This window comes from Tellurirhabdus rosea, from assembly GCF_026278345.1.
GTDB lineage: Bacteria > Bacteroidota > Bacteroidia > Cytophagales > Spirosomataceae > Tellurirhabdus > Tellurirhabdus rosea.
In genome coordinates this window covers 45,239-61,336 of record NZ_CP111085.1, presented here as the reverse complement: position 1 = coordinate 61,336, position 16,098 = coordinate 45,239, and the positions used below count along the sequence as shown (strand labels likewise).

The 16,098-nt window shown below is 57.1% G+C and carries 13 protein-coding genes and 2 tRNA genes; 7 read left to right on the top strand and 8 right to left on the bottom strand.

All coding sequences use genetic code 11. The features are described from left to right. Positions 1–51 precede the first annotated feature (51 nt). The 3 genes from ORG26_RS00290 to ORG26_RS00280 form a co-directional block, all read right to left on the bottom strand. A complete protein-coding gene (locus ORG26_RS00290; protein ID WP_266366255.1) occupies positions 52–237 on the bottom strand; it encodes a hypothetical protein in 186 nt (61 codons plus the stop codon). 117 nt (positions 238–354) lie between these two features. Continuing rightward, positions 355–546, bottom strand: coding sequence for a hypothetical protein (locus tag ORG26_RS00285; protein ID WP_266366254.1), 192 nt, complete (start codon positions 544–546; stop codon positions 355–357). Between the two features lie 103 nt (positions 547–649). Beyond that, positions 650–2,815: a DUF5916 domain-containing protein gene (locus ORG26_RS00280; RefSeq protein WP_266366252.1), complete on the bottom strand. Its 2,166-nt coding sequence runs from the start codon at positions 2,813–2,815 to the stop codon at positions 650–652. Between the two features lie 178 nt (positions 2,816–2,993). Between ORG26_RS00280 and ORG26_RS00275 the strand changes: the two genes are divergently transcribed. After that, positions 2,994–5,291 carry an ATP-binding protein gene (locus ORG26_RS00275; RefSeq protein WP_266366250.1) on the top strand — a complete coding sequence of 766 codons (2,298 nt, stop codon included), beginning with the start codon at positions 2,994–2,996 and terminating at the stop codon, positions 5,289–5,291. A gap of 106 nt (positions 5,292–5,397) precedes the next feature. Here ORG26_RS00275 and ORG26_RS00270 read toward each other — a convergent pair whose 3' ends face one another. Then, positions 5,398–7,941, bottom strand: a complete 2,544-nt coding sequence (locus tag ORG26_RS00270) for a M14 family metallopeptidase (protein ID WP_266366249.1) — start codon at positions 7,939–7,941, stop codon at positions 5,398–5,400. A gap of 184 nt (positions 7,942–8,125) precedes the next feature. Here ORG26_RS00270 and ORG26_RS00265 point away from each other — a divergent pair. From ORG26_RS00265 to lepB, 3 genes are all read left to right on the top strand, one after another. Then, positions 8,126–8,200 (top strand) — tRNA-Glu (locus ORG26_RS00265). A 60-nt stretch (positions 8,201–8,260) separates the two neighbouring features. Continuing rightward, positions 8,261–8,332: transfer RNA gene (locus ORG26_RS00260), tRNA-Glu, on the top strand. 305 nt (positions 8,333–8,637) lie between these two features. Continuing rightward, positions 8,638–9,804: a signal peptidase I gene (gene lepB, locus ORG26_RS00255; RefSeq protein WP_266366247.1), complete on the top strand. Its 1,167-nt coding sequence runs from the start codon at positions 8,638–8,640 to the stop codon at positions 9,802–9,804. Positions 9,805–9,932: 128 nt separating this feature from the next. Here lepB and ORG26_RS00250 read toward each other — a convergent pair whose 3' ends face one another. The 3 genes from ORG26_RS00250 to ORG26_RS00240 form a co-directional block, all read right to left on the bottom strand. Further along, a complete protein-coding gene (locus ORG26_RS00250) occupies positions 9,933–10,514 on the bottom strand; it encodes an RNA polymerase sigma factor (protein WP_266366245.1) in 582 nt (193 codons plus the stop codon). 182 nt (positions 10,515–10,696) lie between these two features. Then, positions 10,697–11,074, bottom strand: a complete 378-nt coding sequence (locus ORG26_RS00245; protein WP_266366243.1) for a hypothetical protein — start codon at positions 11,072–11,074, stop codon at positions 10,697–10,699. 124 nt (positions 11,075–11,198) lie between these two features. Further along, positions 11,199–11,948 (bottom strand): glucose 1-dehydrogenase, encoded by a 750-nt coding sequence (locus tag ORG26_RS00240; RefSeq protein ID WP_266366241.1) that lies wholly within the window; start codon positions 11,946–11,948, stop codon positions 11,199–11,201. Positions 11,949–12,129: 181 nt separating this feature from the next. On the opposite strand from ORG26_RS00240, the gene ORG26_RS00235 reads away from it, so the two are divergent. The 3 genes from ORG26_RS00235 to ORG26_RS00225 are packed head-to-tail and all read left to right on the top strand — an operon-like array spanning position 12,130 to position 14,880. Continuing rightward, a complete protein-coding gene (locus ORG26_RS00235; protein ID WP_266366239.1) occupies positions 12,130–13,047 on the top strand; it encodes a histone deacetylase family protein in 918 nt (305 codons plus the stop codon). Between the two features lie 26 nt (positions 13,048–13,073). Further along, positions 13,074–13,556, top strand: coding sequence for a hypothetical protein (locus ORG26_RS00230; RefSeq protein WP_266366237.1), 483 nt, complete (start codon positions 13,074–13,076; stop codon positions 13,554–13,556). Between the two features lie 22 nt (positions 13,557–13,578). Then, positions 13,579–14,880, top strand: a complete 1,302-nt coding sequence (locus ORG26_RS00225; RefSeq protein ID WP_266366235.1) for a hydantoinase/oxoprolinase family protein — start codon at positions 13,579–13,581, stop codon at positions 14,878–14,880. 1 nt (position 14,881) lies between these two features. Here the strand turns inward: ORG26_RS00225 and ORG26_RS00220 are convergent, their stop codons facing one another. After that, positions 14,882–15,901: a transglutaminase domain-containing protein gene (locus ORG26_RS00220; RefSeq protein WP_266366233.1), complete on the bottom strand. Its 1,020-nt coding sequence runs from the start codon at positions 15,899–15,901 to the stop codon at positions 14,882–14,884. Positions 15,902–16,098 lie beyond the last annotated feature (197 nt).

The following is a 16,098-nucleotide window of genomic DNA, read 5'->3' as shown; positions in this document are numbered from 1 at the left end:
CCCGGAAAAACAAATGCCATTTCTCGCAGAAATGGCATTTGTTTTTCCGGATTACCGCTTTTGCCTCAATAATTTCATCAGAAAATAGGCAACCACACTGATTGTTCCGATGAGGGCGATGAGGTACGGCCACAGGGCCGGATCAACCAGTTGCCCTTCGGCACCGCCGCCGCTGATGGCAGCGTATAAAATGACCAGAATAGCAGTCGGAATGACTACCTTTAGAATGTCTTTCATAACGCGTTCAATTAGCCGATAAACTTATTTATCGTTCAACCGGCTGTGCGCGGCTTTGTTTGGGAATGAAAAAGCCCCGTTCCGGGAACGGGGCTTTTGTAAAGTAGATTCCGGCCCTTACGTCCGGCGCCTGCCGCCGAAGAGGCGCGACACCAGCCAGATCGCCAGTACGATCATCCCAATGACCAACAGGCCACCCGTCCAGGCACCGGCTTCGAAGATATCGCCGATCAGTTCACAACTGCTCAGGGACAGCAGCAGCAAGAACGCCCAGCTGTAGATCAGGTATTTTACAATGCGGTTTTTCATGACGTTTTCCGTTAAAAGTTCCGGATATCGGTTCTTGCACCGTCACACAAACCATCCGGTTACTGACTAAACCGGATTGATTCTCATATGTTTTAGACCCCTATCAAACGTTCCACCAGTAGGTCAGCTTCAGGACCAGCGCCCGGTTTTTGACCAGAAAAGAGCCCGGCAGGTAATTGTCGGTGTAGACGATAAAAAGGTCCGAAGCCGGTTTGTAGCGCCACTGAAACCGGGTGTTCAGGTTGACGTTTTTGGCCTGTTCGTTGTACTGCATGAAGGCCGTGAAAAAGAGCGTGTTGGTCATGGTGACGTCCACGCGCGGCCCCACGAGCCAGAACGTGGTCAGTCCCGACAGTTCCGGCAGCGAAATGCGGTTGTAACTCGAACTGACGGCCAGGCTCACGTAGGGCTGAAACCGGTAGCCCACTTCGGAGGTCAGGTTCAGGCGGGTTCCCCCGTTGTAGAATCCGCCGTACCGACTGGAAAAGCTGTAGGTGAACAGACTCTGCGGCTTCGAAATAAAATCCGTGCCCCAGGCGCGCCAGTTGTGCACGCTGCCCGTCAGCAGTTTTTCCTTGCCCATGTTGGTCGGGTCGAGGTCAGCGAGCAAACGGACCCAGTCCGTAGCCACCCAGCCGGTGAACGTGCTGCGGTCGCGGAAGGTGAAGTTGTAGGCCAGATACGAGGTATTGTCCAGCGGCCGGAACGACCGGTCGAAGAAGTACACCGTCTGAAACGTCGGCCCGTGGCTCAGCACCCGCCCGCCCCGCGGAAAGAACGTGTAGCCGATTTGGGCGTTGTATTTCTGGTAACCCCGCCGCGGCACGTAACCCACCTCCGGATTGTAATTCTGGCCCACGTACTCATACTGTCCGCCGATGAGCCAGCGGCGGGTGTTGTAGAGCAGATTACCGGCATAGACAAAATCATCCCCTTTGACATCCGAACTGAAAGACTTCAGCACCAGGGCTTTGCCGGTCCAGTAGTTGTTGGAAGAAGCCAGGTTGTACTCCAGCCCCGCGTTTCGGTTGTAGCGGGAATACCGGCGGTTACTGTCGGTCGGGAGGTAGTTGAGCGATTCCTTGTTGATGAACAGCGCCGTGACGTTCGAGCGGGCGAAAACCTGCCGCTGCAGGGCCAGAACGGCAAAATTCTGGCTGGGCAGGGCCTGCGAAGCGACCGCCGCCGTCTGCATGTCCATAAGTCCGATGCGCCAGTCCTTGTTCAGTTTTCCGCTGAGCCGGGCCCCGAACTGAATCGGGACGTTCAGGCCGATTCGCCGGGAGAAAAACGGCCGGATGGACGCGTAGCCGAAGTTGTTGAAGAGGTCACCGTTCTCCAGGAAAAACTGCCGCTGCTCGGGGAAAAACAGTTCAAAACGGTCCACATTGACGACCTGTCGGTCTACGTCCACCTGCGAGAAGTCGGGGTTCACCGTCAAATCCAGGTTCAGCGCCGGGGTGACGGCCACCTTCACGTCGCCGCCAATTTCCCGCCGGTATTCGGTGCTGCCTTTTTCGGAAAAATTCCGGGCCGCTCCGCCGAGGGCGTACGGAATGACGGAAATATTGGGCCCCGGAGCCGGCGGCGGCTGGTCCCAGACCAGACTGCCCGTATAGGCGAGCGAAGCCGTCGGAAACTGCCGCGGCACGGGTGCCCAGGCCGATTTCTCGGTGGTTTTCAGGTCAAGGCGGCTGAAGTTGATGCCCCAGCGCGTGATGCCGCGTTTGTACCGCAGCGTTCGGAACGGAATGGCCGCCTCGAACACCCAGCGGTCGTCGTACTGCCGGACTTTCGAGGTCCAGCGGTTGGTCCAGCTCAGGTTGGCCTTGCCGCCTTCGTAGAGCAGGCCGTCCCACTCGGCCCCGGCCGCATTGGCACCGAACGTAAACCCGTTGGTCTGGTCGTCGAAGGTGTCCATGAAAAAGATGAAGTTGTCATTGCGGCCGAAATTCCAGTCCCGTTTCAGCGATTCGACCATGTACGGGCCGGGCAGGGCGTGGTAGCAGACCGCCGACACGTACAGGTTCTGGTCGTCGTACGTCAGGCGCACATCGGTCCGGACGTTGGCCAGGCTGGTGTCCATCGGCAGTACCATGTAAAATTGATTGGCGATGCTGGCCTGCGTCCAGGCCGTTTCGTCCAGATTTCCGTCAATTTTGAGCGGCGAAGGCGCTTTCTGAATCACATACTGGAACGACTCATTTTTCTTTTGAGCAAAAAGGAACAGGGGACAGAGCAATAGCCAGACAAAAATTAACGGTTTCACTGAGGCAGACGACGTTTTGTTGTTTTTCGATGAAAGCAAATCCGGGACCGGTTTTACCGTTGCCCGCGGCCCGTCCGGAAAGGCTGGAACAAAGGGAGAACGGACCGGATTATCGTTTGTCAGGTAGGAATTATTATCTTCGGTCTTCTGTCTACACCAACGTTCAACGTCACTCCCAATGCCTGCCCAATCTGCCACCGGCACCCTGCTGACTCAGCTCATTGACGCTTTACCGGACTCCGTTTTGTATCTGGAAGCCATCCGGAATGAGGAGCAGGAATTGGTGGATTTACGCTTCAGTTATTCCAACGAAAAGGGTCGGGAAGTGATGAAAGCCGTTTTCGGAACCGAACCCGGCGAGCGGCTCCTGGGCCAGCAGACCGAAAACCGGGAGGCAGTGGCCCCGGTCTTCGAGCAGTACGCCGCCGTGCTTCATACCGGCGAGTCACAGTCGTTTGACCTCCTGAGTGCCAGACTGGGCAAGCTGGTCAACGTCACCCGGTCGCGGCTCGCAGACGGGATTCTCGTGGTGGTGCAGGACCGTGAGGTGGTACCGCCGGAGGAAACGGCCCCGGTCACGCTGGGCCTGACAGATTTGCTGGGCGGCATTCTGGAAGCGTCGCTGAGCGGCATTATCACCTACCAGTCGGTGCGCGACCACGACCGCTCCATCGCCGATTTCACGTTTGTCCGTTTCAACAGTGCCGCCCGCCGGATGCTCAACCTCAGCGACGAGGTGGTGGGCAAGCCCATGCTCGACGAACTGCCGGGCGTGAAGGAGGCCGGTTTGTTCGACCGTTTCATTCGGGTGGTCGAAACGGGCATGCCCGACCGCTTCGAAACGCCTTTTCCGGGAGGCGACGGGGAACTGCTTTGGTACGAAATGTCGGTGGTCAAGCTCGGCGACGGGTTTGTCATTACCTTCAACGACATCACGCGGGGCAAGCGGGCCGCGCTGGAAAATGAAAGGCAGCGGTCCCTGCTGAATGGCATTCTCAACAGCTCCAACAGCGGTGTGCTGGCCCTGGAGGCGGTCCGGGACGGGGAAGGAAAGATCGTTGACTTCCGGTACGTGACGGTGAATAAGGCCGCCGAACGAATCCTAAACCAGCCGGCCGAAAAACTGCGGGGTAATCTGCTGAATACCCTTTATCCCGGAAATGTCCAGATCGGTTTGTTCAGTTTATACGTTCACACCACCGAAACGGGTGAACCCGGCCACCAGGAAGTACACTACAACGTGGATGGACTGGATAGCTGGTTTGATATCTCCACGCAGAAATTTGGCGATGGGTTTGTGCTGACCTTCACGGACATCACCGCTATCCGCCGCGCCAATTCGCTGGTCGAACGGCAGGCGGCCGAACTACAAACCATCGTTGATACCTCGCAGACAGGCATTTTTCTGCTGAGTCCGGTAAAAGCCCCGGATACCGGCGAAGTGATCGATTTTCGGTTTCGGCTGGTCAACCAGATGATGGCCCAGTTTGTAGGCATGACGCCCGAGGTACTTAAAGGGAGCAGACTGAGGGAGAAATTTCCCATTGCGGACGAACCTTTTCAGGTTTTCCGGTTGGTCTACCAGACCGGCGAACCCCGGCGGTTTGCCTACGAATTTGAGGGCGACGGGGTGATCGTCTGGCTGGATATCATGGCGACCCGGATGGAGGAGGAAATTCTCGTTACGTTCGTCGATTTTACACCCATCCGCAAGCTTCAGCAGCAGCTGGAATCCTCGGTGACCGATTTGCAGCGCTCGAACAAGAATCTGGAGCAATTTGCCTACGTCGCTTCCCACGACCTGCAGGAGCCGCTCCGCAAAATCATTTCGTTCGGCAGTATTCTGGAATCGCAGTACGGCTCCAAAATCGGGGAAGGAGGGACCGATATCATCCGGCGCATGCAGTCGGCCGCTTCCCGGATGCAGCGGCTCGTCCGCGACGTGCTGGCGTATTCCCGAATCACCACCATCCAGGACAGCCGCAGCACGGTGGACCTGAATGGGGTCATCCACGAAGTGCTTGAAAATCTGGAGGCGGCGCTGGAGGAAAAACAGGCGCTCGTCCAGCGGGAGCCGATGCCGACGGTCCGGGGCGACGCCTCGCAGCTTCGACAGCTGTTTCAGAACCTGCTCGGCAACGCCTTGAAGTTCACCAAAGCCGGCCGCCGTCCCGAATTGCGTCTGACTTCCCGTAAAGTGCGGGGACGGGATTCCGGAATGACGCTGCCCTCGGCGGAGGCCTCGCGCTATTTTCACCTCATCGAAGTGTCCGACAACGGCATCGGTTTCGAACCGGGCCAGTCCGACCGGATTTTCGAAGTTTTCCAGCGCCTTCACGGACGGAGTACCTACCAGGGAACAGGCATCGGGCTGGCCATCGTCAAAAAAGTAATCGAAAACCACGGCGGCTACATCACCGCCGAAGGCCGCCCGGACGAAGGGGCCACGTTCCGGATTCTGCTGCCGGAAAGTTGAGTTTTGAATGATTGAATGGCTGAATGGTTAAATTGCGTCGCCATTTCCAAGTTCTGCGAAGCAATTCAACCATTCAACCATTCAAAATTCAATCATTCAAAATTCATCAGTTGCCCACAAAGAACACCGCGTTGGCGAAGAGCAGTTTGCCGTTGTACCAGAAGCCCCGGAACAGCGGATCGTCCATCATGTAGATGACGCTGCCGCGACCGATTTGCTGGACGGCGTGAACCGGCGTGTTCTGCAGTTTTTCCCTGGCGTTTTTGCCGACAAAACCGGACACGTAGTTGTTGCTGCGCAGGTAGCCGACGTTCCAGCCGTCTTTCAGCAGGTCGTAGTCGTAGGCGTTCTGAACGAGCGAGTAGTAGCCGTTGGTATAGCCGAAGGCCAGCGGGTGGGTTTTGTCCAAGTCCACCCGGAAAATGCTGCCCGGCGTTTCGTCGGATACGGCGTCTCGCTCCCGCGAGCCGAAGCTTTTCAGGGAGTCCATCAGGTCGCTGTCCTTTTTGCCTTTTTCCTTGCTGTCTTTCCCTTTATCGGTCTTTTTCGCCAGACCAAAGTCGGCCTTGTCGGCAAAGGCGGAGGTGGCGCGTTCCATCGCAATCAGCTTTCCGCCGCCGCGAACCCATTCCCTGATGTCACCGAGCGTACGGTCGGAGAGGATGCGGCTGTAGCTGTAGCCATTGGGCAGCACCAGCACGTCGAGGTTGCGGAGATTGGCCGCGTTCAGGCCGCTGGCGTCGAGGAGCGTAACCGGATACTGGAGTTCCTGGTCGAAGAAATGCCAGACCTCACCGGCTGCCGTCGGAACGGTGCCGTCGCCCATCAGCGCGCCCACCCGGGGCGCTTTCAGGGCGAATACGCTTCCGGAGCCGAAATCAGCGCCTTCCGTCACAAAGCCGCTTCCCGCGGCAATCAGCCGGACGCCCTGTTTCTGCGCTTCTTCCTGAATAATCCGGTGGAAGCGGTCGCCCAGCCGTTCGTTTCCGCCGCGCGTGATGATCAGCGTCCCGGCATCAAACACGTCGTTGTTTTGCTTGAAGCCCCGTTCGGCCACCCGCACCCGGACCTTGTTTTTCAGCAGCGCCGCCAGAAAGGCCGCATCCTGGGCCGATTTCCAGCGCACCAGATAAGCGTACGGAGTGCCCGTAACGGCGGCCGCGGCCGGATTGGCGGGCTTGCCCGCTGGGTTCAGCCGTTCTTTCAGACCATACGTCCGCAGGCCATACGCGTAGGGCAGCGCCCACGACGTGATGTCGTAGGTAACCGAATCTTCGAGCACCGATTTTGGCTCGAAAAGAATTTTCAGGAAGGTCGATTTCGGCTGGTAGGCGCTGATGACCAGATCATTGTCTTCCACCGTGACGGCCTCCGACTTCTGAGAGAAGTAGTTGAATCCCTGCGTTTTCAGCGATTTTCCGGCGACGCCGTACTGAATCTGGTTATTGTCCAGCAACTGGGTCAGCGCCTGAATGCGGCCTTCCTCGTTCTTGGTCTTGATGACGTACGTTTTGTATTCACCCACCGGCGTCCGGGCCGCTTTTTCGAAGAAATTCCGGTATTCCATCACGACCTGATCGCCGCGGTCGGCGATGGACTCCAGCGTAGCGAAACTGGCCACGACGTGGTGGTCGATGCGTTCCCGGAGGGTCAGCGTGTCGCCGTCCGCCTTCTGAAGGGCCAGTCCGGCCCGGCCGCCGCCGCCCTGCTCGAACGTCATGCCGATGGCGCCGTTGTAGGTCGGCCAGGTGTCGCCGTAGCTGGGGTAGAAGAGGTCAAAATTTTCGCGGGTGAAATATAGCCAGCCGTTCTTGTCAAAATATTTCGTGTTGTACTGGCCGATCACCTGCTGAAATTCACGCTGCCAGGGCGTAATGTCCTCGTGGTAGGGGCGGGCCGCCGGGGAGAAATAGTACGGGCTTTCGGCCCCCATTTCGTGAAAATCGCCGTGCAGATGAGGCATCCACTGCTGGTACAGAGCCATGCGCTGGCGGGTGATTTCCTGGGTCTGCCAGGCCCAGTCGCGATTGGGGTCGAAGATGTAGTGCGTATAGCGACCACCCGGCCAGGGCTCGCTGTGTTCGCGGGCAAAGGCGGTCGGGTCAGGATTGACGCCCGCCATCTGGGTATACCAGTTCACGTAGCGGTCGTGGCCGTCGGGGTTGGCGCAGGGGTCCAGAATCACAACCGTTTTGTCCAGAATTTTCCGGGAAAGCGGGTCGTTGGCGTTGAGCAGACCGTGCAGGACCAGCATGAACGCTTCGGAACTGACGGCCTCGTTGCCGTGGACGTTGTAGGTAAGCCAGGCAATCGGCGGCCCGCCGGGGGTCGTGGGCGTGCCCGATAGGAGCCCGATCTGCTTCAGGTTATTGGTTCTGATTTCCTCCAGACGGGCCATGTTGGCTTCCGAGGCTACCACCACCGTCAGCAGGGGGCGACCTTCGTGCGTGGTACCGTACGGCAGGACTTTGACCCGGTTGGGAAACTGACGGGCCAGTTGCTCGGCGTAGGCGTTGACGCGGTGCTGCGGCGTAAACTTTTTCCCGACCGTGTAGCCGAGAAACTGATCAGGATGTTGAAGAGGTGTATTCTGGGAAAATCCGGCGGTGGCCGTTAAGATTCCCAACGCCAGTAAAAATTTTTTTTTCATTAATCGTGGGTTGGCAAGTAATTGGAACTGAACTCCCAAAAGTACTTCCAAACGCTGGAAATGCCGTTTTAAAACGTTCAAATTTTCATTTTTTGTGCCGGGGACTTGCATTGTTGAAATTTCGCCGTACCTTTGCACCACGATTTCGGAAGACGGTCACACAGAAAACGAAGTCAACAGAAAAGGCCGATTCGTCTAGCGGTTAGGACGGGACCCTTTCACGGTTCAAACAGGGGTTCGATTCCCCTATCGGTCACCAAGGTAGCAGAGTTTGCAGTGTTGAACCCTACCAGATTTTTAAAAACACTGCCTCATATAAGGCCGATTCGTCTAGCGGTTAGGACGGGACCCTTTCACGGTTCAAACAGGGGTTCGATTCCCCTATCGGTCACTGAAGCCAGTCAGCAATGACTGGCTTTTCTGTTTTATCCGGGGCCTGTTTCATGGTACAAACAGGGCCGGGGTCGCGCTCGACTTCGATTCCCCTATCGGTCACTTAAGCCAGTCATTGCTGACTGGCTTTTCTGTTTCTCTACCCGCCGGTTTTCCGGCCCGACGCGTCCCAAAGCGGGTGTTTACCGTCCTCAGAAACCGCTGGTGTAAAGAACGGCCCCCGCTTCCCGGCTTCTGATTACCTTTCTTCCAAAATGGCCTCTGTCCCTTCCCGGACCCGTTAACTACCAAACTCAGGAGATTATGTTCAGAACAAAACCCAAAACGACGAAAGCCGACAAAGGCCGCAAACCGGCCTGGAAAGAATGGCTCGATTCGCTGGTGTTTGCGGTCGTGGCCGCCACGGTGATTCGTTTTTTTACGTTTACGGCCTTCGCCATCCCGACCCCTTCGATGGAAGGCAGCCTGCTGGTGGGCGATTTCCTGTTTGTCAGTAAACTGCACTACGGCGCCCTGACGCCCAAAACGCCGCTCCAGATTCCGCTGACGCATCAGAAAATCTGGGGAACCAATCTTCCTTCCTACAGCCGCGCCATTCAGTTGCCCGCCTATCGCCTGCCGGGATTTACCACGGTCAAAAACGGCGATGTGGTCGTGTTCAACTACCCGCCCCCGATTGCCGGCGAGCCGGACCATCCGAGCGATCTGCGGACAAATTACATCAAGCGGTGCGTCGGCATTCCGGGCGATGTGCTGACGGTCAAACTGGGGGAAGTATACGTCAACGACCGCAAACTGCCGCTGCCGGAAGATGCCCGGTCGTCGTATTTTATCCGGACCACCGAGCCGCTCGGGGAGGCGTTTTTCAGGCGCTACGGCATTGTCAACGATTTCAACTCGGCCGAAGGACCATTTATCAACTGGCAGCCGCTGGAAGCGTACGATGCCGCCCGGCGGACGTCGGTTCCGGTTGGGTACCGCGTGTTTACGTCCCGCCGGGTAGTTGAGGAATTAAAGGCGCTGGACTGGGTGCAGGGCATTGAGCCCGTGCTGGAGCAGCCCGGCCGTCGGCAGGAGGGGATTTACGGAGGTTCGGTCTTTCCCTGGAATATCGATAATTTTGGCCCCGTACGCGTCCCCCGAAAAGGAATGACCGTTCCCATCAACCGGGAGACGATCGCGCTCTACGGCCCGGTTATTCAGCGGTACGAAGGCCATGAAATGCCGGTCGTGACCGCTACCACCGTGGAAATAGATGGAAAGCCGCTGAAGACGTACACGTTCAGACAGGACTATTATTTCATGATGGGCGACAACCGGCACAATTCGGAAGATTCCCGTTTCTGGGGTTTTGTTCCGGAAGACCATATCGTCGGGAAGGCGGTGTTTGTCTGGATGTCGCTTGATCCGGCTCCCAAAAACGGTTGGAATGCCATCCGCTGGAACCACCTCTTCAGCCCCGTCCGGTAAGCGCGGCCCGGGGCAGAAATCCGGAAAGGCAAAAGCCGGACCCGTCCTGGGTCCGGCTTTTTGTTGCTGGGCGATATGCGTTTTCGGACGGGGCCGGACGCGGTGTTTACAGAAAAGGCAGTCCCGGATCAGGAGCTTTCCATTTCCTCAATGATCTTTTTGAGCTTGGTGCGGCTGCGGCTCAGGCGCATTTTGACGGCGCTGATGCCCATCTGGCTGCGTTCGCTGATTTCTTCAATGCTGAGTCCTTCCTCGTAGCGCATCAGGATGATTTCCCGGTCCGTATCCGAGAGCTTTTTAAGGACTTCCTGAACCTGAATCCACTGTTCGTCTTTGCTGGGAGCGGAGGCATCTTCCGTCACCTGGAGGTTGGCCCAGGTCTGGGGTTCCAGGCGCACCGAAGGGAGCTGGTTTTGCAGCTCATCGACCACGTGATGGTGGGTAATGGCGTACAGCCAGGTCGAAAACCGGGATTGTCCCTTGAAACGGCCGATGTTGCGGTGCACTTTCATGAACACATCCTGGGTCAGGTCTTCGGCCTGCTCCGGATTGGTGGTCATGGTGAGGCATTTACGGTACACTTTGCTGACGTACCGCTGGTAGAGGGCTTCGAAAAAGACAGGATCATGGGATGTGCGGACAAGGTTGACAAGATCTTCGTCACTCATGTTGCCGGCTGTCGAACGTCGGTCGATTGGCTGGGAGGCCATAAATGCAGTCGGTTAGTTAAGTAATGGAACAGGTGGATAGCCGATAATTCCTTAGATTATTGCATGACCATGACTTCGTTATGTGCTTGTGCAAAAGTAAGGATTGCTCCGAAATACTGGTAAATCTATCAACAATAATAAATAAAGTTTCTTATGAACGGATACAAAAGTGAGAATTTTTATTAAGGCTGGAGCGAGGCGACGCAGGCTAGTTCGGAATCGACAAGGCGCGTGAGGGAGAGAAGAACTTCGGTATGGCTACCAAATTTGAAGGATACATTTTCCAGACCACTTCCCCGGGAATTGTGGGCAAAGTCGGAGAGTTCGATCCGCAGCGTAGTCATGGTCAGCAGGACGGTTTCCTGGAGTTCGGTAAGCCGGGAGATGAGACTGGCACGTTCGGGGTGCTGGGAAGCGGTATTTTCTTCCAGTTTTTCCAGAGTCTCAGTAAGTTGATAAAACCGGGTCTGCAAGTCCACAACTGCCTGATTCCACACGGTTTCGTCGCCTTGGGGGAAATACTTATCCTCGTTGTCAAAACTGGATGACTCGATTATCATTTTGGTTTATTCATCAAGCATTTGTTAGCCGTAAAAATACGTAAGTAATCTCCATATAAGCAAACGAAAAAAGGGCAACTTGTGCGGAAGTGCCCCAGAATTTCAGTGTCCGGAAAGGTAACGCTCAGACGTAGATCATTTTCTTGGTCATTCCGCCGTCGAGCGTAAAGTTTTCTCCGGTGATAAAAGAATTTTCTTCGGCCATCAGAAACAGGATCATCCGGGCAATGTCGTCCGCCTGCCCGACCCGGCCCGCCGGGTGCTGCTGGTGATCTTCCGGCCGCAGCGAATCATGTTTGGCCTTGCTTTTTTTCTTCCAGGCCGTCACGTCGATCCAGCCCGGACTGATGCAGTTGACCCGGATGGCCGGGCCCAGACTGACCGCCAGGGCGTGCGTGAGCGACACCAAACCCCCTTTGGAGGCCGTGTAGGCAAAGGTGTTGGGCTCCGACTGGAAGGCGCGGGTCGAGGCAATGTTGATGATGCTTCCCCGCGTCTCCTGCAGGTGCGGTGCGGCCAGTTTGGCGCAGAGGAACGGCCCCGTGAGATTGACGGCGATGACCCGGTTCCATTCGTCCAGCGTGAGCCGGTCGATGGGCTTTTCGATCATAATGCCCGCGTTGTTGATCAGATGGTCGATCCGGCCAAACTGGTCGAGCGTCAGTTTCAGCGCATTTTTCACGGCAACATCCGACGCCACATCGCAGTTGATCACGGCGGCCCGGGAATTGGCCGCCTTCAGCAAATCCCGCATTTCATCGAGCGCTTCGGGGTCGGTATCCCAGACGGCAACTTTATACCCATGCGTGAGAAGATACTGCGTTGTGACGCGCCCGATGCCCTGCGCGCCGCCGGTGATGATTACTGTCTGCATAGAAGATAGAAAGGGCGTTTCAAGAATTACAGGTTGTTTGTACGAATATGTAGTCTATAAAAATTATAGGCATATGTGCTTAAGTATCGTTTTCCTGTGAACATCTATGCATTTGATTTGTTCCAATATGTGAATTTGATTTATTGATTGGTAACAAAACCCATTGACTGGCCTACAAAGTATGCTGCGGATTGCCTTTGACCCCTTGTACATTCACCCGCTTCCCCAGGGACCTAACGGCGAACCGCACCGCTTTCCGATGAGCAAGTACGAACTGATTCCGGAACAGCTGCTGTACGAAGGAACCTGCACCCCGGAGAATTTTTTTAGCCCTCAGCCGGTCGAGGACCGCTGGGTGCTGGGCGTCCACACGGCGGAGTACGTCCGGATGCTCAAAACCCTGACCGTGCCTGATCGGATGATGCGAAAAGTGGGCTTCCCGCTGTCGGAAGGGCTGGTTAAACGGGAGTGGATTATCACCCAGGGCACCATCGACTGCAGTCGGCTGGCGCTCGAACACGGGGTGGCCCTGAACGTGGCGGGCGGAACGCACCATGCCTACGCGGATCGGGGAGAGGGTTTCTGCCTGCTCAATGACGTGGCCGTGGCGGCTCATTACCTCCTGGAAAACGGGCTCGTCCGGAAGGTACTCGTCGTGGATCTGGATGTCCACCAGGGCAACGGAACGGCCGTCATTTTCCAAAACGAAGACCGGGTCTTTACGTTCAGCATGCACGGCAAAGATAACTACCCGCTCCGGAAGGAAATCTCGGATCTGGACATCGCCCTGCCGACCGGCACCACCGACGAACCTTATCTGGCGGCCCTTGTTGAAACATTACCCCGCCTGATCGAAGAACAGAAACCCGATTTTCTGTTTTATATTTCCGGCGTCGATATCCTGGCAACCGACAAACTAGGAAAATTCAAAGTTTCTCTAGAAGGATGCCGGCAGCGGGACGCTTTTGTGTTCGAACAGGCGCGTCGGTACGGCCTGCCGATTGCCGTTTCGATGGGCGGAGGATACTCCCCCCGAATCGCCGATATTGTGGAGGCCCACTGCAACACCTACCGGCTCGCTGATCGTATCTTTTTCTAACGACAAAACCCATGAACGGCAAACGTATGAAGGTTGTATTCTCGCTCGTCCTCCTGCTCGGTATTTCCGGCGCGGCAGCGGGGCAGGGGACCGAACAGACCCAGCGGCGACTGCAGCGGAAAGAAACCCGCACGACCACTCCCGAACTCTACAAAGAGCGCGATACGCTGGTCAGTATGCTGAAGCAGCGGATGACGGCCCTGACCGACGCGGGCGGCCCGCTGGGTGGTTATTTTGGGGAGGAAGCGAAAATCACCGGTCCCAGCGGACAGGAGCAAAGCCCCGCCGATTACCAGAAACAGCAGGCGGGTCTGAAGGTGCGGGAATATCGCCTGAGAAACCTTCGGATCGAGGAGGCTACCGCTACAGCCACCGAAACCTACGTCTATACCGAACCGGGTTCCGCCGGTAAACCGAATGCCGATAAGAAAGCAACCGTAAACACTGACCTGCGCAAAGGCAGTGACGGCCGATGGTTCATTACCCGCATGCGAATTTCTTCCAATTAAGGCTCCGGCCTCCTTCTGCATTATGCCAGTTCATCCCATTTATTTCAGTATCGACCTCGGCGAAACCTTTACCGATCTGGTGCTCCTGGACGGCTCCGGGCGGGTCTACATTAAAAAGATTCCGACCACTTTCCACGATCCAACCGCCAGCATCATCGCGAGCATTGTCCGCTTTGTGGCCCGCCGTGAATTTACGTTTGATGACATCGCGGGGCTGGTGATCGGCATGAGCGTGGATGCCACACCCGACCGGGCAGTCACCTGCGTCGTCGAGCTGGACGAACAGCTTCGGAAGGTCGGCTTCAGGGCGCCCTTGTACCTGATTACCCGGCAGGGCGAACTGCTGTCCCTGGAAGAAGCCCGGCAGAACCCGGATGTCATCATGCACCCGGCCCGGATGGGCGGCATGGTGGCGGGTCGTTTTTTCGGGAAGCAGACGGGCTCCGAAAAGCTCATTCTGTTCCGGATGGGCGGGGCTTCGGCCAATATTTCCCTGCTGACCGAATTGTCGGCCGAAACCTCCGTACTGGCCGAACAGGGTCAGGAACTGCCTTTCGGCGGAGACAGCTATGTCCGCCTGAACGCCGCCGGGATGCCCGAAATTCTGTCGGAACATGCCCGTCACGAAACCGGACCGGCCAGTTTTGGCCGGTCAGCTCCGGGCGAATCCCAACTGCCCACGCTGACGGATGTGTACCTGGCGCTGGGCTACCTCAACCAGGATTATTTTCTGAGGGGAGAAATTCCGCTGCACCCCGAGGCGGCCTCGGCCGTCATCGACGAACACCTCGCCCGTCCGCTGGGCGTCAGCGTGGAAGAGGCTTCGTTCCGGGTGGTGCATGCGGTGGAGCAACTGGTGGCGGGCATCATCCGGGATATGACCGGGGAGGCCCTGGATGCCGAATCGGCTTACAGCATGCTCGTTTTTGGAGGCGCCGGTCCGCTGCACGCCTGCGGCATTGCCCGTTTGCTGGGCGTCCGGGAGGTGATCGTGCCGGTGGGCGTCGGGGTGGTGGCGGCGCTGGGATACGCGCTGCGCCTGGCCGAAATTCAGGGAAAACTGCCGCAGGAGGTCCACCGGTCAACCCCGCCGGGACGGGTCAGCGAACAGGACTTTGCGGCGCTGAAAGGCTACCGGACCGTGTTCCTCGACGAAGACCTGGTGCCCAGTTCCAGCCCCATCTACGACCGGTCCAAAATCTGGGCCCGCGACTGCCTTTCGGGACCAGCCATCATCGAGGAGCATGAAACGACGACGGTCGTTCCGGAACAAAGCTACGTGCGGATCGACCAGAACCGCAACCTCTTGATTTCCATGCGGTAACTCAGAGGCCGGCCACCTGCGGCCGGTTGCTGACGGTAAAGGAAGCAATGCAGTCGAACTGCTTGTAGCGGGAGGCGGATTTGGGCGCGGCGTAAACCCGCAGGGTCGCCGTGCCCTGCACACTTGCCTTCAGTCTCAGCGAGTAGGTGTCTCCCGTGCGGGTAATCACGACGGGCACTTCCACCCCTTTGCCCTGACCAAACCGGCTGACCGTGCAGAGAAAGTCCAGCGAACGGGGGTTTCGGAACGAAAGCTGGGCGGGCAGGTTGCCGCCAATCTGGCCGTCCTCCGGAAACTCCGGCCCAAAACCCATCGTGAAATACGGGGCGTACAGCTTCGGAAAGCGGTCGAATTCAGACTTCGTCACCGGCCGGGACAGCAGCTGCCAGCGGGTTTCCGTCGGGAAGTGCTGGGAAACGAACTGCTCGGGCGGCGTCAGGAAATAGAAATCATTGCTGACGGCTCCTTTTTCGGCGGTCGAGACGGCCCAGGCCAGGTCGAACAGGTACCAGTCGCCGTCGATGTTAACGGCGTTCCATTCGTGGTCCACCACCTTAACGGGCAGGCCGGACTCTTCATCGGTCGTGCGGGCGTACCCCCGGATGCAGACGGCCTGCACCCCGGCGCGCTGGAGCATGTGCTTGAACAGAAGCGCATAGCCCGTGCAAAGGCCCTTCCGTTTGTTGAGCACGCGGGTGGCGTATTCTTTTTCGGAATAATATTTCTGACGATACGGGCTGTTGGCGGCGGCCATATCGTACTGTACGTGCGATACCAGCCAGGCGTAGATTACCCGGACCTTGTCCATGTCCGTGCGCGCGGGCGCCGTCAGGTAGTCGGCCAGGCTGTTGATGCTGCGGGCGGCCGATTCCGGGGCGCTGCGGGCATAGGCATCAATGCGGCTGTATTCGTCACTTGGACTCACGGTTTTCAGCCCGTTGACCGTGGCCGGAAACCGCATCCCGCTCCCAACCGTGAGCAGGATAACAAGCATCAAAAAACTGGAAAGGCGGTGGTGCATAGTCGGTTAAATACTCGTCCATAGAACAGATTCCGCCGGCCGTTTATTGCTTGGCGGCATTTATTTTCAATTAAAACGAGGCGCCGGAACGGTCGGAAATTTCCCGCCATACGGGCCCAATTTTTTATCTTTGCCAACGTTCCGGAGCACTTCGTCACGGACCGTTCGTTTTTCGCTTATGTTCAGAATAAACCACT